General features: G+C 48.0%; 26 protein-coding genes. 11 read left to right on the forward strand and 15 right to left on the reverse strand.

Features of this window, described 5'->3' with window-relative positions; all coding sequences use genetic code 11:
• Positions 1-117 precede the first annotated feature (117 nt).
• A complete protein-coding gene (locus KJS94_RS08555) occupies positions 118-537 on the forward strand; it encodes a hypothetical protein (RefSeq protein ID WP_214447637.1) in 420 nt (139 codons plus the stop codon).
• 5 nt (positions 538-542) lie between these two features.
• Here KJS94_RS08555 and tgt read toward each other — a convergent pair whose 3' ends face one another.
• The gene (gene tgt, locus KJS94_RS08560) at positions 543-1682 is read right to left on the reverse strand and encodes a tRNA guanosine(34) transglycosylase Tgt (RefSeq protein ID WP_214447636.1); all 1140 of its coding nucleotides are present in this window, start codon (positions 1680-1682) and stop codon (positions 543-545) included.
• A 221-nt stretch (positions 1683-1903) separates the two neighbouring features.
• On the opposite strand from tgt, the gene KJS94_RS08565 reads away from it, so the two are divergent.
• From KJS94_RS08565 to KJS94_RS08575, 3 genes are read left to right on the forward strand one after another with little or no spacing between them, the layout of a single operon-like run.
• Complete coding sequence (locus tag KJS94_RS08565; protein ID WP_239804342.1) at positions 1904-3043, forward strand: glycosyltransferase; 1140 nt, start codon at positions 1904-1906, stop codon at positions 3041-3043.
• Positions 3013-3663, forward strand: a complete 651-nt coding sequence (rsmG, locus tag KJS94_RS08570; protein ID WP_239804343.1) for a 16S rRNA (guanine(527)-N(7))-methyltransferase RsmG — start codon at positions 3013-3015, stop codon at positions 3661-3663. The genes KJS94_RS08565 and rsmG overlap by 31 nt, the downstream gene beginning before the upstream one ends.
• A 60-nt stretch (positions 3664-3723) precedes the next feature.
• A complete protein-coding gene (locus KJS94_RS08575; protein ID WP_214447635.1) occupies positions 3724-4374 on the forward strand; it encodes a response regulator in 651 nt (216 codons plus the stop codon).
• Between the two features lie 231 nt (positions 4375-4605).
• Here KJS94_RS08575 and KJS94_RS08580 read toward each other — a convergent pair whose 3' ends face one another.
• From KJS94_RS08580 to KJS94_RS08605, 6 genes are all read right to left on the reverse strand, one after another.
• Complete coding sequence (locus KJS94_RS08580; RefSeq protein WP_214447634.1) at positions 4606-6534, reverse strand: M1 family metallopeptidase; 1929 nt, start codon at positions 6532-6534, stop codon at positions 4606-4608.
• Positions 6535-6668: 134 nt separating this feature from the next.
• Complete coding sequence (locus KJS94_RS08585) at positions 6669-7118, reverse strand: PepSY-like domain-containing protein (protein WP_214447633.1); 450 nt, start codon at positions 7116-7118, stop codon at positions 6669-6671.
• A gap of 59 nt (positions 7119-7177) precedes the next feature.
• Positions 7178-7846 (reverse strand): 16S rRNA (cytidine(1402)-2'-O)-methyltransferase, encoded by a 669-nt coding sequence (gene rsmI / locus KJS94_RS08590; protein ID WP_214447632.1) that lies wholly within the window; start codon positions 7844-7846, stop codon positions 7178-7180.
• A gap of 210 nt (positions 7847-8056) precedes the next feature.
• Positions 8057-8302 (reverse strand): phosphoribosylformylglycinamidine synthase subunit PurS, encoded by a 246-nt coding sequence (gene purS / locus KJS94_RS08595; protein ID WP_214447631.1) that lies wholly within the window; start codon positions 8300-8302, stop codon positions 8057-8059.
• Positions 8299-9063 carry a CDP-alcohol phosphatidyltransferase family protein gene (locus KJS94_RS08600; protein WP_214447630.1) on the reverse strand — a complete coding sequence of 255 codons (765 nt, stop codon included), beginning with the start codon at positions 9061-9063 and terminating at the stop codon, positions 8299-8301. Before KJS94_RS08600 ends, purS begins: the two co-directional genes overlap by 4 nt.
• 81 nt (positions 9064-9144) lie before the next feature.
• Entirely contained in the window at positions 9145-10434 is a 1290-nt protein-coding gene (locus KJS94_RS08605; protein ID WP_214447629.1) for an aminopeptidase P family protein, read from the reverse strand.
• Positions 10435-10729: 295 nt separating this feature from the next.
• On the opposite strand from KJS94_RS08605, the gene pckA reads away from it, so the two are divergent.
• On the forward strand, positions 10730-12334 hold the full coding sequence (gene pckA / locus KJS94_RS08610; RefSeq protein WP_214447628.1) for a phosphoenolpyruvate carboxykinase (ATP): 1605 nt from the start codon (positions 10730-10732) through the stop codon (positions 12332-12334).
• Positions 12335-12488: 154 nt separating this feature from the next.
• Positions 12489-13025 carry a DUF922 domain-containing protein gene (locus KJS94_RS08615; protein ID WP_214447627.1) on the forward strand — a complete coding sequence of 179 codons (537 nt, stop codon included), beginning with the start codon at positions 12489-12491 and terminating at the stop codon, positions 13023-13025.
• Positions 13026-13121: 96 nt separating this feature from the next.
• On the opposite strand, the gene KJS94_RS08620 is transcribed toward KJS94_RS08615, so the two are convergent.
• On the reverse strand, positions 13122-13757 hold the full coding sequence (locus tag KJS94_RS08620; RefSeq protein WP_214447626.1) for a deoxynucleoside kinase: 636 nt from the start codon (positions 13755-13757) through the stop codon (positions 13122-13124).
• 77 nt (positions 13758-13834) lie between these two features.
• A complete protein-coding gene (gene trpS, locus KJS94_RS08625; protein WP_214447625.1) occupies positions 13835-14842 on the reverse strand; it encodes a tryptophan--tRNA ligase in 1008 nt (335 codons plus the stop codon).
• Positions 14843-14946: 104 nt separating this feature from the next.
• Between trpS and gatC the strand changes: the two genes are divergently transcribed.
• The 3 genes from gatC to KJS94_RS08640 all read left to right on the forward strand — a co-directional run bounded on the left by gatC (position 14947) and on the right by KJS94_RS08640 (position 16636).
• Positions 14947-15246: an Asp-tRNA(Asn)/Glu-tRNA(Gln) amidotransferase subunit GatC gene (gene gatC, locus KJS94_RS08630; protein WP_214447624.1), complete on the forward strand. Its 300-nt coding sequence runs from the start codon at positions 14947-14949 to the stop codon at positions 15244-15246.
• A gap of 23 nt (positions 15247-15269) precedes the next feature.
• The gene (locus tag KJS94_RS08635) at positions 15270-15977 is read left to right on the forward strand and encodes an ABC transporter ATP-binding protein (RefSeq protein ID WP_305856910.1); all 708 of its coding nucleotides are present in this window, start codon (positions 15270-15272) and stop codon (positions 15975-15977) included.
• 98 nt (positions 15978-16075) lie between these two features.
• The gene (locus tag KJS94_RS08640) at positions 16076-16636 is read left to right on the forward strand and encodes a cob(I)yrinic acid a,c-diamide adenosyltransferase (protein ID WP_214447623.1); all 561 of its coding nucleotides are present in this window, start codon (positions 16076-16078) and stop codon (positions 16634-16636) included.
• Between the two features lie 50 nt (positions 16637-16686).
• On the opposite strand, the gene KJS94_RS08645 is transcribed toward KJS94_RS08640, so the two are convergent.
• Entirely contained in the window at positions 16687-17337 is a 651-nt protein-coding gene (locus KJS94_RS08645) for an ABC transporter ATP-binding protein (protein WP_214447622.1), read from the reverse strand.
• Between the two features lie 172 nt (positions 17338-17509).
• Here KJS94_RS08645 and KJS94_RS08650 point away from each other — a divergent pair, with 172 nt between their 5' ends.
• Positions 17510-17731: a DUF2795 domain-containing protein gene (locus KJS94_RS08650; RefSeq protein ID WP_039131553.1), complete on the forward strand. Its 222-nt coding sequence runs from the start codon at positions 17510-17512 to the stop codon at positions 17729-17731.
• Between the two features lie 243 nt (positions 17732-17974).
• On the opposite strand, the gene KJS94_RS08655 is transcribed toward KJS94_RS08650, so the two are convergent.
• The 5 genes from KJS94_RS08655 to KJS94_RS08675 form a co-directional block, all read right to left on the reverse strand.
• A complete protein-coding gene (locus KJS94_RS08655) occupies positions 17975-18793 on the reverse strand; it encodes an enoyl-ACP reductase FabI (protein ID WP_214447621.1) in 819 nt (272 codons plus the stop codon).
• Between the two features lie 127 nt (positions 18794-18920).
• Positions 18921-19502, reverse strand: a complete 582-nt coding sequence (locus KJS94_RS08660) for a DUF2059 domain-containing protein (protein WP_214447620.1) — start codon at positions 19500-19502, stop codon at positions 18921-18923.
• Between the two features lie 167 nt (positions 19503-19669).
• Positions 19670-21325, reverse strand: coding sequence for a DNA repair protein RecN (gene recN, locus KJS94_RS08665; protein ID WP_214447619.1), 1656 nt, complete (start codon positions 21323-21325; stop codon positions 19670-19672).
• 134 nt (positions 21326-21459) lie between these two features.
• A complete protein-coding gene (locus KJS94_RS08670) occupies positions 21460-22215 on the reverse strand; it encodes a zinc ribbon domain-containing protein (RefSeq protein WP_214447618.1) in 756 nt (251 codons plus the stop codon).
• A 93-nt stretch (positions 22216-22308) separates the two neighbouring features.
• The gene (locus tag KJS94_RS08675) at positions 22309-23406 is read right to left on the reverse strand and encodes a Nif3-like dinuclear metal center hexameric protein (protein WP_214447617.1); all 1098 of its coding nucleotides are present in this window, start codon (positions 23404-23406) and stop codon (positions 22309-22311) included.
• 103 nt (positions 23407-23509) lie between these two features.
• Between KJS94_RS08675 and KJS94_RS08680 the strand changes: the two genes are divergently transcribed.
• Positions 23510-25021, forward strand: a complete 1512-nt coding sequence (locus KJS94_RS08680) for a carboxypeptidase M32 (RefSeq protein ID WP_214447616.1) — start codon at positions 23510-23512, stop codon at positions 25019-25021.

Genomic DNA, 25021 nt, shown 5'->3' on the forward strand with positions numbered 1-25021 from the left:
TAGTTGAATTTTGGTTAAGGAAATGGGAAGAAAAGGCCGACCGCGAGTAACCGAATGGTATTGGCCTAATCAGGGAATTTGGGTAAATTTATTCTATAACCCTTAAAGCCATCCGTTATGAAAAAGCAGATCAGCCTGGTGCTAGTCCTGGTACTTCTCTTCCAGGCAGCCATGGCACAGCAAATCCCCGACACTTCCAGGAGGATCAGCGACAAGGAACTCGGCTTGCAATACCTTAAAAAAAGCAGGAACCAGAAACTTGCTGCCTGGATACTTTTTGGAGCTGGCATGGCCGGTTGGATCGGTGGAGCAGCTTCCTATAGCGATGACCTTTTTGAAGAAAATACTTCTGCAGAAACGATCGCGCTGATCGGCTTCGGCTGTACTATCGCCAGCATCCCGCTATTCATTAGTGCTGCCAAGAATAAAGGCAGGGCAGAGATCCTGCTCAGGTACGAAAATATGCTCCTTCACCATCCCTCCCTCCCGCGCAGTTACCCGGCAGTAGGGATATCGGTTCCCATCAGTGGAAAGTGAACATCCTAGAGCTTGGTTTTCAGGACCGGGATCATTTCCTGCTTCCATGCATTGAAATCACCAGCCTGAATATGCTTGCGCGCTTCCTTCACCAGCCAAAGGTAGAAGGCCAGGTTATGCACACTGGCAATGGTGAGGCCCAATATTTCCTTTGCCTTGACCAGGTGGCGCAGGTAGGCTTTCGAATAGTATTGGCTGAAATGGCAATCTATGCCATCTTCGATGGGTGAGAAGTCTTTTTCCCATTTCTTGTTATCGATATTGATCACCCCCTTGCTGGTGAACAGCATGGCATTACGGCCATTGCGGGTAGGCATCACACAATCGAACATATCTACTCCCAGTGAGATATTCTCCAGGATATTCCAGGGCGTTCCCACCCCCATCAGGTACCTGGGCTTGTCAACCGGTAGGTGTTCGCAGCAAAGGGCAGTCAGTTCATACATGATCTCTTCCGGCTCCCCTACACTCAATCCACCAATGGCATTTCCCACTGCACCCTTTGAAGCGATATATTCACAAGAGGCCTTCCTCAGATCGGTATAGGTACTGCCCTGTACGATCGGGAAAAGGTTCTGGGTATAGCCATATTTATCGGGCGTCTCAGCCAGCCGGCCGATACACCTGTCGAGCCAGCGATGGGTAAGTTCCATCGATTTTTTGGCATAGGTGTAGTCACTGGGATAGGGCGGGCACTCATCAAAGGCCATGATGATATCAGCCCCTATGATACGCTGGATATCCATCACCCGTTCGGGTGAGAACAGATGCCTGGAACCGTCGATATGGGATTGGAAAATGGCGCCTTCCTCGGTAAGCTTACGGTTACCTGCAAGCGAAAACACCTGGTAACCGCCGCTATCGGTAAGGATCGGCATGTCCCAGCCATTGAAACGATGAAGTCCTCCTGCAGCTTCCAGTACATCAAGGCCTGGCCTCAGGTAAAGGTGATAAGTATTCCCCAGGATGATCTGGGCCTTGACCTCCTCCTTGAGTTGTTGCTGCGACACTGCCTTAACACTTCCTGCGGTTCCAACAGGCATGAAAATAGGGGTCTCTATCTCTCCGTGGTCGGTCTTGATAAGTCCATAACGTGCCTTACTATTCGGGTCAGTTCCCTGTAATGTGAATTCGAGTGCTGCCATATTCAGACAAATGGGGTGCAAGATACGGAGAAGTGGGAAGTTGGCAGCCTTCATAAAGGACCCGACCAAGCGGCCTGTTGCAGGATTATCCCCTTGCACCACCCGGAGGAATCCCCTTAAAGATGGTGACTTATTAACAAGTGTAGAAACATTTCCGCCCGAAAAAGCCTGCTCTGCTATATTTTCGCGCTTGGCCAGTATAAACCCTTATTGACCCGTAGATGTTTATGGATTTACAGCAGCTTAATTTGAACTGGTGGATGATCGCCTTTGTGGCCTTCTGTTCAGTAACCTTTATCCAGCTTATTTACTATTGGGGCTTTTTTAGCCGCCTCGCCTTTTTCAAACCCAAAGAAAAATCAACCTCCCAAACCCACCCGGTTTCAGTGGTGATCTGTGCCCGTGACGAAGCCGGTAACCTGGTCAAGAACCTGCCGGGTGTATTGTTCCAGCAATATCCTAGCACCCATGAGCTGATCGTGGTGAACCACAACAGCCAGGATGATACCCGTTACCTACTGGAAGAGTTCAAGAAAACCTTCAAGAACCTGGTCATTGTTAACCTTGAACAGGAAGCCAAAGGAATACCGGGAAAAAAGTACCCCCTTTCCATAGGCATCAGGGAGGCCCACCACGAGATCCTTTTGCTCACAGATGCAGACTGCGTGCCGGCTACCGAACATTGGATGTATAAAATGCAGGACGCCTACCATCCGGGGACTGAAGTGGTGCTGGGCTATGGGGCTTATGCCAAAAGACCTGGATTGCTAAATAAACTGATCAGGTTTGAAACCTTCCATACCGCCCTGCAATACCTTTCCTTTGCCATTGCCGGTATTCCCTATATGGGTGTGGGCAGGAACCTGTCTTACAAAAGGGAACTCTTCCTGCGCAACAAAGGATTTTCTTCCATCAACCATATTCCGGGTGGTGACGATGACCTGTTCATCCATAAAGTGGCCAACAAGAACAATACAGCCATCGTCATTGACCCGGAAGCCTTCACCCTTTCGGAAGCGAAAAAGAAATTCGGCGACTGGTACAGGCAAAAAAACCGTCATTACAGTACAGGCAAGTACTATAAGCCGGGCATAAGGTTCCTGTTGGGTGCCTATTCCCTTTCCCAATTCCTGTTCTATCCATTGTTTATCCTGAGCCTGGTAACCTTTAACTGGCAATTGACCCTGGCTGTATTCGGGGTCAGGTTCCTGAGCCAGGCATTCATCCTGTACAAGTGCATGGCGAGGTTACAGGAGAAGGACCTCTGGGCCTGGTGGTGGCTGCTCGACATCTGGATGTTCTTTTATTATTGCATCTTTGCACCTGCATTATGGAAAAAACCCCAGCAAACCTGGCTTTGATCCTGAAGTATTTCTCTGACTTCACCCCTAAGCAACTGGAGCAATTCAGTGCCCTGGAAGAATTATACAAGGATTGGAACAGCAAGATCAACGTCATTTCACGCAAGGATATCGACAGCCTTTATGAAAGGCATGTATTACACTCATTAAGCATTGCCGCTGCATTTTCATTTGAGCCGGGCTCGAACATCGTGGATATTGGTACAGGCGGGGGCTTTCCCGGTATCCCACTGGCGATATTCTTTCCTGAAGTGGAATTCCTGCTGGCAGATAGCATTAATAAAAAGCTACGGGTAGTCCAGGAAGTGGCTGCTGCCATTGGCTTGACCAATGTCCAGACCCGTCACACCAGGGTAGAAGACATCAAGGACCGGAAATTCGATTATGCTGTATCAAGGGCGGTTGCTCCGCTAAAAGACCTCTGGAAGTGGAGTAAACCCATACTCAATAAACGCCCCTCTACTGAAGAATATCCCGCTTCAGGCCTGATCTGCCTCAAAGGCGGTGACCTCGCCAATGAGATTTCCGAAAGCGGCGTAAAACCCAAAATAATGGAGGTATACGAGCTGTTTCCTGAGGAATCCTTCAAAGAGAAATACCTGCTGTATGTGCATAAATAAGGGTTTCCACTACCTCAAAGTGGTATTGTAAACCAACTCATAAAATAGCACCTTTGCCAAATGGCAATTACCGTATGTATAGTGGATGACACCAGCGATATCAGGCTGGCCCTGGAAGAGATCATTAAGTTATCTGATGAATATAAACTGATCGGCAGCTTTTCCAGTGCTGAAGAAGCACTGGAGAAAATACCCGTCCTGCAGCCCCAGGTAGTCCTTATGGATATTAACCTGGGTGCCATGAGTGGCATTGAATGCGTCAGAAGACTAAAACCGCAAAATCCCGACATACTCTTCATGATGTGTACCGTTTATGAAGAAGATGAAAAGATCTTCGAAGCCCTCAGCGCTGGCGCCAGTGGTTACATCCTGAAAAAAACATCCCCTGTTAAACTGTTGGAAGCGATAAAGGAGTTGAGCGAAGGTGGCGCCCCCATGAGCACCCAGATCGCCAGGAAAGTAGTTGCTGCCTTCCAGCAGAAACCTACGACAACAGAAAGTTCTTACGGTCAACAGGGCAATAAACTGAATGCCTTATCCACAAGGGAATATGAAATCCTTGAACTGCTTTCCAAGGGCATGCTCTACAAGGAAATTGCTGCACAGCTCTTTATCAGCCAGGAAACGGTCAGGAAACATGTGTATCATATCTATGAAAAGTTGCATGTAAACAACCGGGTTGAGGCGGTTAATAAATATTTTGGCAGGTAAACTACCCAGAAACCATTAAAAACCTACTGAAATTGTAGGAAAATTACCACTAAGTGGTATATTTAGAAAGGTCTAAAGGTTTTACTTTTAGAGTATCTGGGATGCAACAAATATTGTTAATCATTACAACCTTAGTCTGCCAACTCCACCCTCCTTATTCTAATTTCTGCTTTAATAAAATAATGAAGCCGTTGCAATAGCAACGGCTTCATTATTTGGTAAAATCCAGGCTTACCACTTCAACTCAAGGACATTATCCTTCCGGTTCACATCAGCCAATCTTTCCGTTGGGTCAATTTCCACCCTTACGATTTCCTGCAATTTCCGCTTGGTTGAGATCTGGTATTGGGGATGGGTCCATTTCCAAGGCTCATATACTTTTCTGGGGATATCAAACTCCTCGGGTTTACTGCCGAACATCAGGTACATGGGCACATAATGCAACTCCTGGCTGCCGTCCTTATAGGTGATCAGCACATCCATGGGCATGGGTACTTTACCGACCCGTTTCAACCTGATATTGGTTTCGCCGCCCTGCTCCCAAAGACTATCGATGCCATAATCAATGGTCTTGGTAGTGTTCACCCAATACTCACGGTACCAGTCCAGTTTTATGCCACTGGCCTTTTCAGCCACCCTGATGAAATCATTCACATTGGGATGCCTGAACTTCCATTGGTTGTAGTAATCGAGCAATACCCTGTCCCTAACCTTGGCACCGAGGATATAACCCAATTGCTCCAGGAATACTTCCCCTTTTGAATAAGAGGCAATGCTATAAGCAAAATTGGTTTCAAAATGATCGGCATGGGTACTCATCGGCTCTTCCTTACCACTTTTCACAAGGTAGAAATAGCCATCATAGCTGTCCTTATGGGGATTTTCGCGGCTTAACGGTTCAAGGTTACTCCTCCTTGGACCTGTGCCCACTTCACTTTGCTTCACTACAGCGCCTTTGTTTTGCTCCAGGTAATACTGCATGACCAGGCTCTCGCCATAGGAAGTGAAACCTTCATCCATCCAGGCATACAGGCTTTCATTGGTGCCCATCAACATCTGGTACCAGGTGTGCATCCATTCATGGAAGGCAGTTCCAAGGCTAGGGCCACTGAGTAAGGTCGACATAGGATACTCCATACCACCATCCCCCCCATGGATAAACGAATATTGCTTGTAGGGGTATTTACCAAAGTTCTTCTCAATGAAAGGAAGCACCTGAACGGCCGCATCAGCTACCTTATTCCACTGTTCATCATTTTGTGGATCATTCTCCTTGTAGTTATACAGGACATGAATGGTTGGGCCGTTGGGAATATTCCTTACCAAATGCTTGTATTCCGGATCTGCTGCCCACATGAAATCGTGGACATTGGGTGCAACAAAATGCCAGGTTAGCTTTTCGCCTGCCGGCCTGTTGACCTTTGTTCCCGGGGCTTCATAACCATAGCCGATCTGCTGGGGGTTCTGTAGGTATCCGGTCCCACCAAGGATGTAATTCCTGTCGATGCTGATCTTCACGTCAAAATCGCCCCAGATGCCATAGAATTCACGCGCCACATATGGGGTGGGATGCCAGCCTTCATAATCGTATTCGCACATCTTGGGATACCACTGGGCCATAGAATAGCGGACACCGGTATTCGGGTTATCCCTTCCTGAGCGCCTTACCTGGAGCGGCACCTGGGCTTCAAAGCTCATATCGAAAACGACCTTGGACTTTGGCAGGATGGGTTTTGAAAGCATCACTTCCAGGATGGTCTCATGTAGCTTGTACTGCTGGGGCACTCCATTCATCTTCAGGGAAAGCACTTTCTGGTAGCCAATTTCATCCGGCTTAAGGTTTTGGATACGATCCCTAACCCTTCCATCCCAATCCGGGCGGTTGTTGTTCATGATCTTTCCCAATTCCCTGCTTCGGGCATCCATCATGCTATTAGGCTGGAAAGCATTCCAATAGAGGTGATAATATACTTTGCGCAATGTGTCGGGGGAGTTATTCGTGTACTCCAGTACCTGTTTACCATTGAACCTGTTGGATTGTACATCCACATCAACATTCATGGTATACTTGACCCTTTGTTGCCATCGATCTGTTTGCGCCTGGGCAGAAACCAGGCCAAGGGCCAGGAATCCCGATAACCAAAGACTTTTACTTTTCATATGAGTGTTCGTTATTCCAATGATCGGTAAATTTCCTGAAAAACTGCATATCAGCAGGGGCAATTTGATGGAAGGCCTTCCTGTTTAATGGCATAAAAAAACCCGTCATGAACGGGTTTTGTATTTTTCACTTTCTATAGTGTCAGTTTATCCTTAAGTAAGCGGCCACTTTCAGCAAAAACAAGGTCGCGTTTGTTAAGGTCCGATTTTTTCACCAAAAGCCTGTATTCGCTCCGGTCATCCGGGTAAATGAGTTGGTACACATCTTCAACCTCCCAATCAGCATATTTGCTTTTCTCCAACCCTTCCTCAACAGATTTGGGAAGGTCATCACGACCGATCACTTTCTGTGACAATACCCAGGTGCCGTCATTCTTGAAAGTAGCTTCATAGGACTCACCTTTCAGTTGGAAAGCAACCAAATAATGGGTGAGTTTATCCTTCCACTCCACACTCTCCGCATTGCGGTACTTGTATTTGAAAGCATCCGTTACTTCAGCAGGTATCTTCCTTAACTGAGCCTGGGCTTCCCCGCCAATTATGGCAATTGCAAAGACCATGACCATGAATACCAATCTTTTCATCCTGACTTTTTTAACTGTTACAAATATCCCATACACTATGAAAAGAAAATCATAAAATCCTACTCTCCAGTGCCCTGGACCACGATAACGATCTCCCCTTTTACGGTTTTCTGTTTGAAATAGGCAGCCACTTCGGCCAGGCTTCCCCGTTTGTTCTCTTCGAACATCTTGGTCAACTCCCTGCTTACGCAGCATAACCTTTCACCACCAAAATACTGGGCCATCTCCTCTAGTGTTTTCACCAAACGCATGGGCGACTCATAAAAGACCATGGTCCTTTCTTCCGTGGCAAGTTTCCTGAACATGGTCTGCCGGCCCTTCTTCAATGGCAGGAAGCCTTCAAAACAAAACCTGTTGATGGGCAACCCACTGTTCACCAATGCCGGGACAAAGGCGGTGGCACCGGGCAGGCATTCCACCTTAACTTCCTGACGGATACATTCCCTGACAAGAAGGAATGCAGGGTCTGATATCCCGGGTGTTCCTGCATCCGTGAGCACAGCCATCGTTTTTCCCTGCTTCAACTGGTCAACGAGGTGTTGCAAAACCTTGTGCTCATTGTGCTGGTGGTATGGCGTCAAAGGCTTCTGGATCTGGTAATGGTTCAGCAGGCGTGCAGAGTTCCGGGTATCTTCTGCAAGGATCACATCTACCTGCTTCAGCACCTCCAGGGCCCTCAGGGTAATATCCTGTAGGTTGCCAATGGGGGAAGGAACTAAATAAAGCATGTTAACTGCTCGGTTGGTTAGAGAATGGGAAAAGCAAGGGTATCATAGCAGATGGCCCACTATTGTCCAGGCTTGGGAAATGCCTGGATAACAGGGTTAAGGAATTTGTATTGATCCGCCTTCCGTTGGAGGGTCAAATCCACTTTTCCCTAAAACGAAGAAAACAGTAGCTCTACTACTGTTTTCCTGTTCTATGATACACAAACAAAATTAGTTTACACTGATCTCGAATTGCTCCATCACAGGGTTGGCCAACAGTTTTTTAGCGGCCTGCTCAGCAATGGATTTGGCTTCTTCAGCAGAAGCCGCTTCAACCTGCAGCGTAATATTCTTACCGATGCGAACATCCTGGATGGCAGAGAGCCCAAGGTTACCCAATCCGCCCAATACAGCCTTACCCTGGGGGTCCAGCAGGTCTTTCAGCGGCATTACTTTTACCTGTACAGAGAAAGTCATTCTTTTCGATTTTTAAGCGCCAAAGATACAACAATGTAGGTAAGGAAGATTACCGGCATCGCAGCCCATTTCAGTAAAATTGCCGCAATCACTGCTATCCCGGCAATCAACAGCTTGGGCAGGTTGTTCTTAAGGGTGAAATCCTTGAATTTCAGGGCCATGATGGGAATATTGCTTACCATCAGGTAGCTCAGCAACAGGATCACCAGGTAGATCACCCACTTGTTGAGGAGCAGGTTGACGATGGCCTCATTTCCGGAGAACCAATAGATCAGGGGAAAAGATGCTACTGTAAGGCCTACTGCCGGAGTAGGCACGCCCTTGAATCCATATTCCTGTCCGGGATCGATATTGAACTTTGCCAGCCGGTAAGCCGCAGCACAGGGTACCAGCACTGCAGGCAGCAACCAGGCCATTGATACATCCAGTCCATTCTCCTCCCTGGCAAAGCTGAGGCGGAGGAACTGGTAAAGGATCAGGCCAGGGGCAACCCCAAAGCTAACTACATCTGCAAGGGAGTCCAGTTCCTTTCCCAGGGGGCTGGTCGCTTTTAATAACCGTGCCACAAATCCGTCGAAGAAATCAACAACAGCCGCCAATCCAATGAACAGGGAGGCCAGCCAGATCCGCTCCGGCATATCAACCAGGTATTCACCTTCGGGGCCATTGGCAATGACTATCCCGTTCTGGAGAATGACGATGATGGCCAAAAATCCAAAGACAAGATTCAATAATGTAAAAATGTTGGGGATCTGCTTCATACTGCGTTTATGCCTAAGCGTTAGTAATGGTATTAGGGAAGAAGCTATCCCCCTGCCGTACTGGTGGAGGATAGCGGTCATTTATTTTTTCATGAGCCTTTCAATCTCATCGGCCTTGATCGGGATATTTGCCATCAGGTCTTTGTTGCCTGTACGGGTTATCCAGACATTGTTCTCGATCCTGATGCCCATCTTTTCTTCTTCAATGTAGATTCCCGGCTCCACAGTAAACACCATTCCTGCTTTGATGGGTTCAGTACGGGTACCCAGGTCATGCACATCGATACCGAGGTGATGGCTGATGCCATGGTAAAGGTACTTTCGGTACGCCCTGTTATCGGGATCCTCATTCTTCACATCCTCCTTCTTCAGCAATCCCAGTTTCAGGAACTGGCGGGTAGCTTCCTCCCCTACTTTATCGGTATAGGCCAGAATTGAAATGCCGGGCTTCAGCAAACTTTTCGCATAGTCGTGCAGGTGAAGGCAGGCATTATACACTTCCTTCTGCCGCTTGGTAAACTTACCACTTACCGGTACCGTACGGGTCAGGTCCGCACAATAGCCGCCGTACTCGGCTCCGAAATCCATGAGCACCAGTTCCCCTTCCATGCATTCCTGGTTATTGGAAACATAATGCAATGTCCTTGCCCTGTCACCGCTGGCGATGATGCTTCCATAAGCCTGGCCGGTAGCCCGGTTACGCAGGAATTCATGCATGATCTCCGCTTCTATCTCGTATTCCATTACCCCAGGGCGAATGAAGCCCAATAACCTACGGAACGTCTTTTCGGTAATATTAATAGCTTCCTGTATCACGGCCACTTCCATCGGGGTTTTAATGGCCCTGAGTTCTTTCATGATCCTGGCACTACGGCGATAGTTATGCAGGGGATAGCGCCTGCGCATCTCTTCGGCAAAACGATAATCCCTTACCGGAACGAGGTTGGCCTTGCGGTCATTTTCGTTGGTATTCAAATAAATGGTTTCGGCAAGGTGGATCAGGGGCTGAAGGAAGCCATCCAGGGAGTCGAGCCATACGATGGAACTGATGCCGGAAATAGCAGTAGCCTCATGCTTGCGCAAACGGTGCCCATCCCATTTTTCCTTCAGTTCATTGGGCCTCACCAGCACTAGCACCTCCCTGAATTTGGGATCCGGGTTGTCAGGGAAGAGTATCAGCATGGTGTCTTCCTGCTCAATGCCGGTTAGCCAGTAGAGGTCGGAATTTTGCTTGAATTTATACAAGGCGTCACCATTGGAAGGCAACTCATCATTACTGTTGAAAATGGCGATGGAATTCTTCTCCATCATCTTCACGAAGCGCTTCCTGTTCTCCACAAACAACTTAGGGTCCAGCGGTAAATATTTCATCGACAATAGTTTAGTTCAGGGGGCTAAAATTAACCATCATTTTGAATCAGCCCAGAAAAAAACAATGTTCAAACAAGTATAAAAAATCGGGAAAAAACGGCCGGAACTAAAAAATCGGAATCCTCCAACCTAACAATTGTTAGCGCAAATACCATCCAAACAATTCCCTCTGAATTGAAATTATTTTCATCGTTTTTGAAATAATATTAATGTTTTTTCAAAGTGTAAGCGGTACACATTGCTACCTGCCTTTGGCCTCAACTCCTAGTTTTGTACCCTCAAACGATTGCACTATATGTCAGTACCTACGATTAGTATCCCTACCAACCAACTGGTGAAATTGGGTTTAAAGTCTGCGGAAAACATTCATTACCAACTCAGTCCTGAAGAGCTCGTGCAAGACACCCTCCGCATTGGGGAAGGTGTGCTGAACGATACAGGCGCCCTGGTCATCAGGACAGGAGAGTTTACCGGCAGGAGCCCTAAAGACAAATTCATCGTAAAGGACGAGATCACTGCCCATTCGGTTCACTGGAATGATTTTAATATCCCGATCGACGAGTCCTATTTCTTTACCATCAAGAATAAGATCACCGACTACCTTACCAGCCGCAATGAATTGTGGGTAAGGGACGCCTATGCCTGTGCGGATGAACGTTTCCGTTTGAATATTCGCATCGTGAATGAAAAGCCCTGGATCAACCTCTTTTCCTATAATATGTTCCTGAGGCCAACAGAGGCTGAACTGGAAAACTTTGAACCCGAATGGACCATCCTATCGGCCCCCGGGCTCAGGCTGGATCCCAAGGAATGCGGAACCCGCCAGCACAATGCAGCGGTTGTATCATTCAAGTACAAGACCATCCTGATCGCAGGTACAGGTTATACCGGTGAGACCAAGAAAGGCATCTTTACCATCCTCAATTTCATCCTGCCCCACCAGAAAAATGTACTGAGCATGCACTGCTCTGCCAACATGGGTGAGAATGGAGATACGGCGCTGTTCTTCGGCCTCAGTGGCACAGGAAAAACAACGCTGAGCGCTGATCCCCACCGCAAACTGATCGGCGACGATGAGCATGGCTGGACGGACAACAATATTTTCAACTTTGAAGGCGGATGCTATGCCAAGTGCATCAACCTGACCGAGGAGAAGGAACCCGAGATCTATAATGCCATCCGTCCGGGTGCGCTGGTAGAGAACACTACCTTCTATGAGGGTTCCAATATCATCAACTTTGATGATGGGTCAATAACCGAAAACACCAGGGTGTCCTATCCCCTTGACTATATCAGCAATGCCCAGGAACCTTCGATCGGGAATATCCCGAATAATATCTTCTTCCTGACCTGCGACGCTTATGGTGTACTCCCGCCGATTTCCAGGCTGACACCAGAGCAGGCCATGTACCAGTTCATTTCCGGTTACACGGCAAAGGTTGCCGGTACGGAAGCCGGTATAACCGAGCCCAAATCTACCTTCAGCGCTTGTTTTGGCGCACCATTCCTTCCCCTCCACCCCGGAAAATATGCCGAAATGCTGGGTGAAAAAATGAGGAAGCACAATGTAAAGGTTTGGCTGGTGAATACCGGTTGGACAGGCGGTCCTTATGGAACCGGGAACAGGATGAAACTTGGCTTTACCCGTGCCATGATCACGGCTGCCCTTAATGGCGAGCTGGACAATGTGGCCTATGAAACCCATCCGGTATTTGGAATGCAAATGCCGACCACTTGTCCCCATGTTCCGGCAGAATTACTGAACCCTAGGAATACCTGGGAAAATGTTGCTGCTTATGATGAAGCTGCCCGCAACCTTGCCGGACAGTTCATCAAAAATTTTGAAAAATATGCATCTGGCGTAGCTGCTGAGATCCTCGCGGCTGCACCAAAGCCATAATCGTTTACCCGTACAGAACCCGGGTAGTTTTTTTTCGGTCTCAAACGTTGCTTGCAGTCCGCCCCATTTTTGGGGCGGAATTTTTTTATAAATCTTAGCAATTAGCCCCTCCCTGAATTTTTACTGATAAGGAAAGGAAATGTAATTTGTAGGCATGATCATCCAGCTGTTGCTCATCATTATCACCTTCCTGCCCAACCCGGACCCCAACCCCAAGGCAACGATCGACTGGCGGGAAAGGAGGAAATTGAACTGGTCGGATTTCAAGGGCATTCCCGACCTGAGTTCACCCAATGCCGCACTTACCTCTACTTCCATCCTCATTTCCTATGGGTATGATAAGACCAGCTTTACCTACCAGCTCAAATGCGTGTTCCATCCGGAGAAATCATGGACAAAAGTGAAGAGTGACCTCATCCTTACCCATGAGCAGGGGCACTTCGATATTACCCAGATCTTTACCCGGAAACTCAATAAGGAACTGATGGGCTATAAGTATGACCCATCGAATGTGGAAAAGGATATCCAATCAATTTACCAGCGCATCCACCAGGAACAGGACGCCTTCCAGCGGACCTACGACCGCGAGACCAATTTTTCCCGGAATGCCATTAAACAGGATGAATGGAACCTGAAAATGGAAAAGGAATTGATGGAACTGGAACAGTATTCGAACTATCCCAATCAGTAACAATAACTGCCCCATAGGATATTGTCCAAAAAAAAGGCAATGCCTGCAGTTGGGAGGGACATTGCCTGTAATGAGATGGTAAAAGGAAACAGACCGTCAGAATAGTCCGTAAAGCTGGGCATCGATCTTGGTGATGATCTCACCCAGGTGTTCATCGTTCTCCGCGAATTTATTCTTGTCAACATCGATCACCAGCAAGGATCCCTCCTTGTAGCCTTCGATCCATTTGTTGTAATAATCGTTAAGGCGCTTGAGGTAGTCGAGGCGGATATTCTCTTCATATTCCCTGCCCCTTTTCTGGATCTGCCCTACCAGCGTAGGTACAGAAGCCTGGAGGTAGATCATCAGGTCGGGTGGCTGGATCATGGACTTCAGTGTCTGGAAAAAGAGGAAATAATTGTCATAGTCCCGCTTGCTCATCAAACCCATTTCATGCAGGTTGGGGGCAAAGATGTGTGCATCCTCATAAATGGTCCTGTCCTGTATAACGGTCTCGGTACCACGATGAATTTCCAGTATCTGGTTGATGCGGCTGTTCAGGAAATAGATCTGCAGGTTAAAACTCCACCTGGGCATATCTTCATAGAAGTCATTCAGGTAAGGGTTATGGTCCACATCCTCGAACTGGGGGATCCATTTATAATGTTTACTGAGCAATTCAGTGAGGGTTGTTTTACCTGCACCAATATTGCCTGCAATTGCTATATGCTTTGCTTTTTTTCCTTTAGCCATAAAATGATCCACTGCCTAATGCAGGATTGACAAATTAAACAAAATGTAGAGCCGAAAAAATTTCCTTTACCTGAAAATTAATAGTATTTGAGTCCCATGGCAGTGCGTACAAGGTCCATGGTCTTCCGGGCACTTTCCCTTGCCTTTTCTGCACCCATTTCCATGATCCTTTCCAGGTAGGCATGGTCATTACGGATGGCCTCTGCCCTTTCCCTTACCGGACGGATGAATGCCACCATATCCTCAGCCAGTTGCTTCTTCATGTCGCCATATCGAATGATGCAGTTATCATAGTCCGCCTCAAACTTCGCGAGCACTTCCGCTGCCGAAACCAGTCGCATCAGGTTGAAGATATTCTCTATGTATTCAGGCTTAACCGAAAATGGTTCGGTAGGTCCGCTATCGGTTTTGGCCTTCATCACTTTCTTACGGATAAGTTCATCATCGTCGGAAAGGTAGAGGGTGGCATACTGGTTCTCACTTTTACTCATCTTCCCTGCCCCATCCAGGCTGGGCACCTTGATCAGTTCTTCCCCGAAGTTGAACGCAAAAGGTTCAGGAAACACTTCACCATAACGATGGTTGAAGCGGTTGGCAAAATTGCGGCTCATCTCCAGGTGTTGTTCCTGGTCCTTTCCTACCGGCACCAGTGTTGCCCGGTGCAGAAGGATATCCGCTGCCTGAAGGACAGGATAAGTCAGCAATCCGGCATTCACATTCTCCGGGTGCAGCCTTACTTTTTCCTTAAAGGTCACGGTCTTTTCCAGCTCGCCCTTGTAGGCCAGCATGTTCATGTACATATAGAGCTCGGCCGTTTCGTAAATATGGCTCTGGCAGTATAGTGCCACTTTCTCGGGGTCGAGTCCGCAGGCGATGTTCTCGGCCAGTACCCGGTGAACATTCTGCCTGAGTTCTTTTGTATCGGGATGGGTGGTCAGCGAATGGATATCGGCCACCATGAAATAACACTCGTATTCTTCCTGCATCCGAACATAGTTGCGGATGGCACCAAAGTAGTTACCCAGGTGCAGGAAACCGGTACTCCGGATCCCGCTCATTACTATAGCTTTCTTACCCTTTTCCATAGAGCGGCGAAGATAAGAAGGTTTACCTTTCAAGCACTAAACCAACCGTTGTTCCTTTCCCTCCGGAAAGCCACCCAATTCCTTTATTTTTGCTGATACCACTTATGGAACTTACAAACGAAACCATACGACAACTGGCAAACCTGGCGAGGCTGGAGTTTAATGAAGAAGACACTATCCAGATCCGGAAGGACCTGGAAAAAATGATCTCCTTCGTTGAGAAATTGGGTGAGCTGGATACAGAAGGAGTAGAACCCCTGTTGCACATGACCTCCAATACAGATGTGTTGAGGGAGGATATCCCTGCAGGTTCGATAACCCGGGAAGAAGGCTTGTACAATGCGCCTGATTCCAATGGAACTTTCTTTTTCGTACCCAAAGTGATCAAAAAACAGCAATCCTAAAACCTGGGAGAAGGAATACACTAATGGAACCAATCATCCACCTTGAAGGCATTCAGAAGAGCTATTACATGGGAAAGCAGGCCATCCCCGTTCTCAAAGGGATCAACCTAAACATATTCAAGAATGAATATGTAGCCCTGATGGGCCCCTCTGGATCGGGTAAGAGTACACTCATGAATATCCTTGGCTGCCTTGACTCGCCCACTGATGGAAGGTATGTCCTGAATGGCCATGATGTCAGCCAGATGGAGGATGATGAGCTGGCTGCCATCCGGAACAAGGAGATCGGCTTTGTATTCCAGCAATTCAACCTCCTGCCGAGGCTAACAGCTGCTGAAAATGTTGCCCTCCCCCTTGTTTATGCTGGCCTCCCCAAAAAACTGCGCCAGGAAATGGCACTGGAAGTGCTGAATAAGGTTGGCCTGGCTGACAGAAGCCACCACAAACCCAACGAAATGAGTGGGGGCCAGTGCCAGCGGGTGGCCATCGCCAGGGCCCTGGTCAATAATCCTTCCCTGATCCTGGCGGATGAGCCTACCGGTAACCTGGATACCGCCACTTCAATAGAGATCATGGATATCTTTGGTAAGATCCAGGCCGCTGGCAACACAGTAGTGCTGGTAACCCACGAAGAGGATATCGCCAACCATGCTAAAAGGATCGTAAGGCTAAGGGATGGACTCATTGAAACGGACAAACTAAATATAGCCAGCCACGCAGCCGCCCATTAAAAAAATGGTGGAAGGCCACAACCTTGATCGGGATTATTTGTTGTTTCACGAACAAATCCGACTGTTTACGACATTTTTTCTTCGGTTCACACTTCACTATGGCATTGAAAATCTATACCAAAACCGGCGATGCCGGCAATACTTCGCTTATTGGTGGCACCAAGGTACCCAAAAGCCATATCCGTATTGAAACCTATGGCACTGTTGATGAACTCAATTCCTATATAGGTCTTTGTAATGACCACTTGCAGGATGCAGCCAGCAGGCAGATGCTCAAGGAGATCCAGGACAGGCTGTTCACTATCGGTTCTTCACTGGCATGCGACCCTGAAAAGGAGCCCCTGATGAAAATACCGGACCTGAAAGATGCTGACATAACCTTATTGGAAACAGAGATCGACAGGATGAATGAGGCACTCCCGCCCATGAGGTTCTTTATCCTGCCCGGGGGCCATCCCGCTGTTTCCAGCCTGCATATTGCCCGTTGTGTTTGCCGGAGGGCAGAACGCCTGTGCGTACATATGCACCAGGAAGGCCTTTTTGTAGATGCCCTTGTCATAAAGTACCTAAACAGGCTTAGTGATTACCTTTTTGTACTGTCGCGTTATACCGGGCATTTGTTAGGGGTTGAAGAGATCCCCTGGAAGCCCAGGGTCTAGGGCCGCTGGGGGCCGTCAGTCCTGCTTTAACAGGTAGGCAAGCGTTCCCATTAAATCATCTTACCATCTTTCATCATCACCTGCCGGTCGCTCATGCGGGCCAGTTCTTCATTATGGGTTACAATGAGGAAAGTCTGGTTGAATTCGGCACGAAGGCGGAAAAACAGTTCGTGGAGTTCACGGGCGTTGGTGGAATCGAGGTTACCGGTAGGTTCATCAGCAAAAATGATCCTGGGCTCGTTGATCAGGGCGCGGGCCACAGCCACCCGCTGCTGTTCCCCTCCCGACAGCGCCTGGGGTTTATTATCGGTACGGTGCCCAAGGCCAAGGTGCTGTAAAAGCGACTGGGCCCGATCTTCCACTTCCTTTTTATCCCTGCCCGCGATCCAGCCCGGGATGCAAACATTTTCAAGTGCCGTAAATTCAGGAAGGAGGTGATGGAACTGGAATACAAAGCCGATATAGCGGTTGCGGAAGGCCGAAAGTTGTTTTTCGGATAAGCTGCTCACAAGGGTATTATTGATGCTGATCTCACCGGCATCAGCCTTATCGAGGGTGCCAAGGATATGCAGCAAGGTACTCTTCCCAGCACCGGAAGACCCTACAATACTAACGATCTCCCCTTCCTTAATGGATAGGTCCACCCCCTTCAACACCTTTACCTCCCCGTAACTCTTGATGATTTGCTTAGCCTCCAGCATGCCCTTTTGCTTTCTACTTTTAAAACCAGGTTTATACGAAGAGGCAATATTAAGCGTTGTTTACCGTAAAGCGGGGCTGATTTTAAGAAATTCTTCATCAGGCCCCCCGAACATCCGATTTGGATATTTCGTTTTAACAACTACATTTGCGGAAAATTTAAAAACTGTACAGATGTTCTGGACTCTTGAATTGGCATCCTATCTGGAAGACGCACCGTGGCCTGCAACAAAAGACGAGCTGATCGATTATGCTATTCGCTCCGGTGCCCCCATTGAGGTGGTGGAAAACCTGCAGGAACTGGAAGATGAGGGCGAGATCTATGAGGGTATCGATGATATCTGGCCGGACTACCCTTCCCAGGAAGATTTCTTCTTCAACGAAGACGAATATTAAATCACCGAATGATCAATGGATATAAAGTGTCATGCCCATAGGGATGACACTTTTTTCGTGACCTGAACCATCCAAAACTTTGTTTACACAGGTTTCAAGGCATTTATGCCATCCATCCTACTCAGGTTGAAATACAAAGAACCCGGTCCAATGGACCGGGTTCTTTGTATTATGATCATTCTAATACTTACCACCTTTATAGCCAGCGAAGGAGACGGGCAAAAGAATGGTTATAGCGCATACTTACTCCTCAACACCAAGGCGCTGCATCACCTCATTGCTCACACCGGTAGTGGAATACCCACCATCGTGGAAAAGGTTTTGCATGGTCACCATGCGGGTCAGGTCGGAGAAAAGGGTAATGCAATAATTGGCACAATCTTCAGCTGTAGCATTGCCTAATGGGGCAATGGCATTGGCATAATCGAAGAAATCGCCGAATCCCTTGATACCGGTTCCGGCCGTTGTTTTGGTGGGTGATTGGGAAACGGTATTGATCCTTACTTTCTTTTCCACTCCGTAATGGTAGCCAAAGCTGCGGGCAATAGACTCCAGCATAGCCTTGATATCAGCCATATCAGTGTAGAATGGATAAGTCCGCTGTGCCGCCATATAGGTAAGGGCTACTACGCTTCCCCATTCATTGATGGCGTCCAGCTTACGGGCCACGGCCAGCATCTTATGGAAGGAAAGGGCTGATACATCGATACCCTTCAGGAAATAATCGTAATTGGATTCAGTATAAGGAATCTTCTTACGGATATTGACACTCATTCCAATAGAGTGCAATACGAAGTCGATCTTACCACCCAGAACTTCTTGTGATTTGGTAAACAGGTTAGTGAGGTCGTCAATATTGGTTGCATCAGCCGGAATGATCGCTGAACCGGTTTTTTCTGCCAACTTGTTGATCTCACCCATGCGCATGGCAATAGGCGCGTTGGTCAAAACGAAGGTTGCCCCTTCTTCATGGGCTTTTTCAGCAACCTTCCAGGCAATGGAGTTCTCATCCAATGCGCCGGTAATAATTCCGCGTTTGCCTTTTAACAGATTGTAGGCCATATAAAAACTGGATTTAATGATTTATGCCGGCCACCAGTTTCCCCCAGGCTTTCGTTGGTTCCTGGGGAATGAGTGGTTACCAGCCATTCAAGGTTGCGAAAATAGGGATTACCCGTCAAAATGGGATTTATTGGCCCTCCCGGGTTTTCTCCCTCACCATCTGCTGCATGATCACGGTACCCATATAGGTTCCTATCTTTTCGCCTTGCTCCCTGCCTGCATTGGTAATGGATGGCAATTCTGACAGCATCTTTTTTCCTACCGGCGTCTCATAAAATGCAAGGAGCTGTTTCATTTCATCTAGCGTGAACCTGTCTCGATAGGTCTTCACCAGCATATCTTCCATATACTGCCTGGTCTTTCCATTGGTCATATCCTTGAGCATACGATCGTAAAATTCTTTCAGGAAGGGACTTGATGTCTTTTCCCTTTCATTCATCAATGGCGCCGCCAGTTCCATGCCTATATCCAATGCCCGGGTCTTCTTCAGCAGCACCATGGCCAGCCTGGTAAACTCATCATTCGGAGCGGCGCTGGTGTCAAATCCGGGTATTGGTGCCTTGGTCATTAGATCACTTTTTGCCAAAGCCCTGATCTCCTCCATTTCATCTACTACCTCTTCTTCTACTTTAGGCGGCAGTGGTGGTGGCTCATCTACTTGTGCTGAATTGCTTTTTTTAGGGGGAGCCTTCCTGGTTTGTGCTACCATTGAACCACAACATAAAAACAAACCAATAGAAAGAAGGACAACACGAAAAGGTAATTTTTGCATAAGGATAATATTATGCAAACAAGATAATCAAATAATACAGGCATTACTATCCTATAGAAACAACAATAAAGAAGTATAGTAAAATGTTTATGGGCTTATCCCTATTAATTCATCACCATCTCCCTGGCATTCTCCAGGGCAGCAGCAGTAGGCTTTTCACCACTTAACATCTGGGCAATGGCCGTAATCCTTTCCTCCTGGCTCAAAACCCTGATATTGGTACGCACCTGCTCGCCGCTGATCTTCTTGTACACAAAGAGATGATGGTCTGCCTTACCTGCGATCTGTGGCTGGTGCGTGATACAGATCACCTGCCTGTTGGCGGCCAGGTCTTTCATGATGAGTCCAACCTGCTTGCTGGCTTCGCCCGAAATTCCTGTATCGATTTCATCAAAGATCAGCGTGGGAAGGTCCATTGACCGGGCTACAAGGGATTTAATGCATAGCATCAGGCGGCTCAATTCACCACCACTCGCCACTTTGCGGATCGGTGCAAACTGGTTGCTTTTATTGGCATCGAACAGGAATTCGATGGTATCCAGGCCATCCGGTCCGGGATCGCCCGTTTCAAAAGCCACTTTTATCCTGGCACTGGGCATTCCAACCTGTGCCAACAGGTCATTCACCTGTTTCTCAAATGGGGAAATGGCCTGCTTACGTGCCTTACTGATCGCCTTACCCATATCCAGTAATTTCCCTGAGATCACGCTCAACTCCTGCTCTTTCCGGGCAATGGCGTCATCGAGGTTTAACACCTCCTGCAACTTAACCTCAAGGCCATCCTTTATTTGCAAGAGGTCATTGGTAGCCTGTACACCATGTTTCTTCAGCAACTTATAACCAAGCGAAAGCCTTTCATTGATCTGTTCCTGCCTGGCAGGATCAAGCCCAACTTTCTCCCCGAGATCCTCCGCCTCATCTGCGATATCGGCCAGTTCAACCTGGGTCGCCTGCAGCCTTTCTACCAAACTGGCAATTCCACTATGTTGTTCGCGATAGGCGGATAGTTGGTGCAGGGACTGCCTGAGCGACTGCACAACTGGCTGCTCCCCTTCTTTCAGCATCAATACCAATCTCATCAATTGGGCCTTGATGGTTTCCGAATGGCTTAGCAATTTAAGTTCCTGGTCGAGCTGTTCCAATTCATCAGGCCGGAAAGCCGCCTCCTCCAATTCATCAAAAAGGAATTGGTTAAAATCCAGCTCCCGCTGGAAATACTGTTTCCTGCCCTTCAGTTCATCCAATTCCTTCTGGGTCTGTTGCCAGTTCTTATAGGCAGCCTGGTATTGCTCAACACCAGGATGGGTTCCGGCGAGTGCATCCAATACTTCCCTCTGGAAACTGCCCTCCCCAAGCGAAAGGGTGTCAAATTGCTGATGAAGGTCAACCAACATCCCTGTAAGTTCCTGTAGTTGCACCAGGTTAACCGGGATATCATTGATAAAGGCCCTGGATTTACCACTGGCAGCGATCTCCCTCCTGATGACCAATTCCTGGTGGGGATCAAGGTCGTTTGCTTCCAGGTATTGCAATACCCCCAGCTTTCCTTCAATATGGAAACTGCCTTCTACAAAGCATTTCTTCTCCTTATTAAACACTACACCGCTATCCGCCCGCTGTCCAAGGATCAAAGACAGCGCCCCCATAAGGATGGATTTACCAGCCCCTGTTTCGCCGGTTATGATATTTAACCTTCCGTCGAAACCAATGGTCAGTTCATCAATGATGGCGTAATTCTGTATGCGTAGTTCCTGAAGCATGTTGATAGAAAACGATGGCAATTTATTGAATAGAAACTAGCCAAAACACTTACAGCAAAAAAATACTGCAAAGGGGGTGTAAAAACGCCAAATGCCCCCCGAGGGAGGCATTTGAACTATACTAAAGATTTGTATTACTTCACTTCTACTGAATCATTCAGGTCGGCGTCAACCAGGATCCTACCGCAGTTCTCGCAAACGATGATCTTCTTACGCTGCCTGATCTCGCTCTGGCGCTGGGGAGGAATGGCATTAAAGCAACCACCACAGGCATCACGCTCAACCGGAACTACAGAAAGACCGTTACGGTAGTTCTTGCGAATCCTGTCATAAGAATGCAGCAACCTGCTATCCACTTTCTCACGGGCCTCAGAAGCCATCTTGGCAAATTGCTTTTCTTCCTCTTCAGTAGTAGCAATGATCTTCTCCAGTTCTTCTTTTTTGTGCTTCAGTACGCCTTCTTTGGTGGCAATCGCCTTCTTGGCTTTATCCAGGCCGATCACTTTTTCAGCGATCTCTTCATTCGCATCCTTGATATGCTTCTCAGCCAGTTTAACTTCCAGCTGCTGCATTTCAATTTCCTTATTAATGGCTTCGAACTCGCGGCTGTTCTTTACATTGGTACTCTGCTTCTCGTACTTCTTGATCAGGGCGTCAGCTTCCTTGATCGCCTCTTTCTTCTGGTTGATGAACTCGTTGATCCCGTTGATCTCTTCCTCAATACGGGTCTGACGGGCATGAAGCCCCTGGATCTCATCCTCCAGATCACTTACTTCAATCGGCAATTCGCCTTTCAAGATCTGGAATTCATCAATCTTTGATTCGATCTTTTGCAGGGCGATCAGTGACACCAGTTTTTCTTCAACCGAAAAGTCTTTTACAGTTGCCATATAATTTTTTGAAATTAGTAGTTAGGGGTTGTTCTCCCGGTTCCGTTTATACGAACCTAAGTTAACTCCTCCTTCAACGGACAGCCGGGATGATCAGGTATGATAATAAACCGGATTGGTCCTTACCTCCGTTTTGAAGACGGCAAAGGTAGGAAATTTTTCCGCCAAAATATCATATAGTAAATCCACCGTGAATTGCTCACTTTCGAAATGACCGATGTCTGCCAGCAGGAGCATGTCATTGGCATCAAAAAACTCATGGTACTTGACATCTGCCGTAATATAGGCGTCAGCCCCACTATTTAAAGCGCTGGAAATCAAGAAACTACCCGCTCCTCCACAAACAGCCACCCTCCTGACGGGCTTGTTCAGCAAGCGGGTATGCCTTATCACGGAGAGTCCGAACACCTGCTTCAGGTGGTTCAAAAAAGCCTGCTCAGGCATCGCTTCGGGCAAGTCCCCGATCATTCCCGACCCTATTCCATTGTGCTGGTTGGCGAGGGGGACTATATCATAAGCCACTTCCTCATAGGGATGAGCCTGCCGCAAAGCCTTCACTATTGCGGATTCGAGATGGACCGGGAAGATCACCTCCAGCCTGGATTCCGGTTCATGGTGCCGAAGCCCTACCTCCCCGGCAAAAGGCTGTGCACCCTCACCCGCCTTATAAGTACCGGTACCATCAGTAAAATAGCTGCATTCGCTGTAGTTCCCGATATGCCCGGCACCGGCAGCAAACAAGGCCGAACTAACCTCAGCCAGTTGTGCATGGGGCACGAAAGTGTATAGTTTCTTCAATAGACCAACCTTTGGGGAAAGTATCCTGCAATTGGCCAATCCTACCAGGTCAGCAATCTTCCTGTTCACCCCATGGGCAACATTGTCCAGGTTGGTATGGATGGCATAAATCGCAATATCATTCTTGATCGCACTTATAACAGCCTTCTCCACATAGTTCTTTCCATTGATCTTTTTCAGCCCCCCAAACAGGATCGGATGGTGAGCAACCACAAGGTTACAGCCTTTGGCAACCGCTTCCATAACCACCTCTTCAGTTGCATCCAGGGCAATGATGGCCCCGGTGCAGGTCCAGCCCGGACTTCCTGTTAGCAAGCCGGCATTGTCATAGGACTCCTGGTAAATGGGAGGCGCGATCCTTTCCAGGCAGTTGATAATATCAAGTATAAGCATGCTCCAAAGATAAATCCGGCTGGCATTCGCCAGACAATCCGGGGAAGGCAATCCGGTTTTACATTTGGCTTTTATTTAGTTTGCAGCAAGAAGCGATCTATTTATGAGTAATGGAAAAGATACTGCCACCCTGTACAAGGAGTATGTACAAGCCTTGCAGGAAGTGGCCGACATAAAATATGCAGTTGCGGTTTTGCAGTGGGACCAGGAAACCTATATGCCGGCGGGCGGGGCTGATAAAAGGGGAAGACAGATTGCCACCCTGAGCGAGATCGCCCATGACCGGTTCACCTCCCCTGCCATAGGCGACTTACTGGCTGAACTGGGCCGCAGGCATGACCTTACCGGGGAACAGCGGAAAAATATTGAGCTGAGCCTCTATGATTACAGCCAGCAAACGAGGCTACCCTCTGCTTTTGTCAGGCAAATGAGTGAAACGGTATCCAGGTCCTTCCATAATTGGATCGAAGCCCGGAAGGCCAATGACTTCCATATATTCCGGGATGTCCTGGGTGAATTGGTGGAGCTCAAGAAGCAAGAGGCCGAGCTCCTGGGCTATACCGGCCACCCCTATAATGCCCTATTGAACCAATATGAACGAGGAGCTACCACGGACCTGCTGGACAATATTTTTGGGAAGCTCCAGCCAGAACTCAAGGCAATCCTTGACCAACTTGGCACTGCCAGCCAGGTGGACGACAGTTTGGTAAAACAGCACTTCCCCGCATCGGAGCAATGGGAATTTGGGATGGATTTACTGGGAAAGATGGGCTATGATTTTAACCACGGCAGGCAGGACCGGGCCGAGCACCCTTTCACCATCAATTTTTGCAGCAAGGATGTCAGGATCACCACCCGAATAGATGAACATGACCTGGGGAACATGACCTGGAGTACGATTCACGAACTGGGCCACGCCCTTTATGAACAAGGCCTTCCCGATGAACAATATGGGTTGCCCCTTGGGGAATATGCCTCATTGAGTATCCATGAATCCCAGTCCAGATTGTGGGAAAATAATGTGGGGCGCAGCATCTATTGGTGCAGGCATTTCTTACCTTTACTGCAACGGTATTTCCCCGCCCAGCTGGGGAACGCCACCCCCGAAACTTTATACCGTGCGATCAACAAGGTTAGTCCATCCCTTATCAGGACCGAAGCGGATGAGTTGACCTATCATTTTCATGTTATCATCAGGTACGAATTGGAGAAAGCTCTGATCAACAGCGATATTTCCGTGAAGGACATACCGGCATTCTGGAATGAACATTACCGGCTTTACCTGGGAATAGCAGTTCCGGATGACCGGCAGGGTTGTCTGCAGGATGTGCACTGGAGCCATGGCAGTTTCGGCTATTTTCCCACTTACAGCCTGGGAAGCCTTTATGCCGCACAGTTCTATGCTTTCGCAGGAAAGGATATCCCCAACCTTGATTACCAGTTGGAAGGTGGCCAGTTTGCCACCTTGAAGGACTGGTTGAGGAAAAAGATCCATACCCACGGAAGGATGTATACCAGCGAGGAACTTTGCCGGGAAATTTGTGGCGAAGGCCTAAACATTCAATACTTTATGCAATATGCATACGCTAAATACCGTTATATCTATTCATTATAA

This window comes from Flavihumibacter rivuli (assembly GCF_018595685.2).
Lineage (GTDB): Bacteria > Bacteroidota > Bacteroidia > Chitinophagales > Chitinophagaceae > Flavihumibacter > Flavihumibacter rivuli.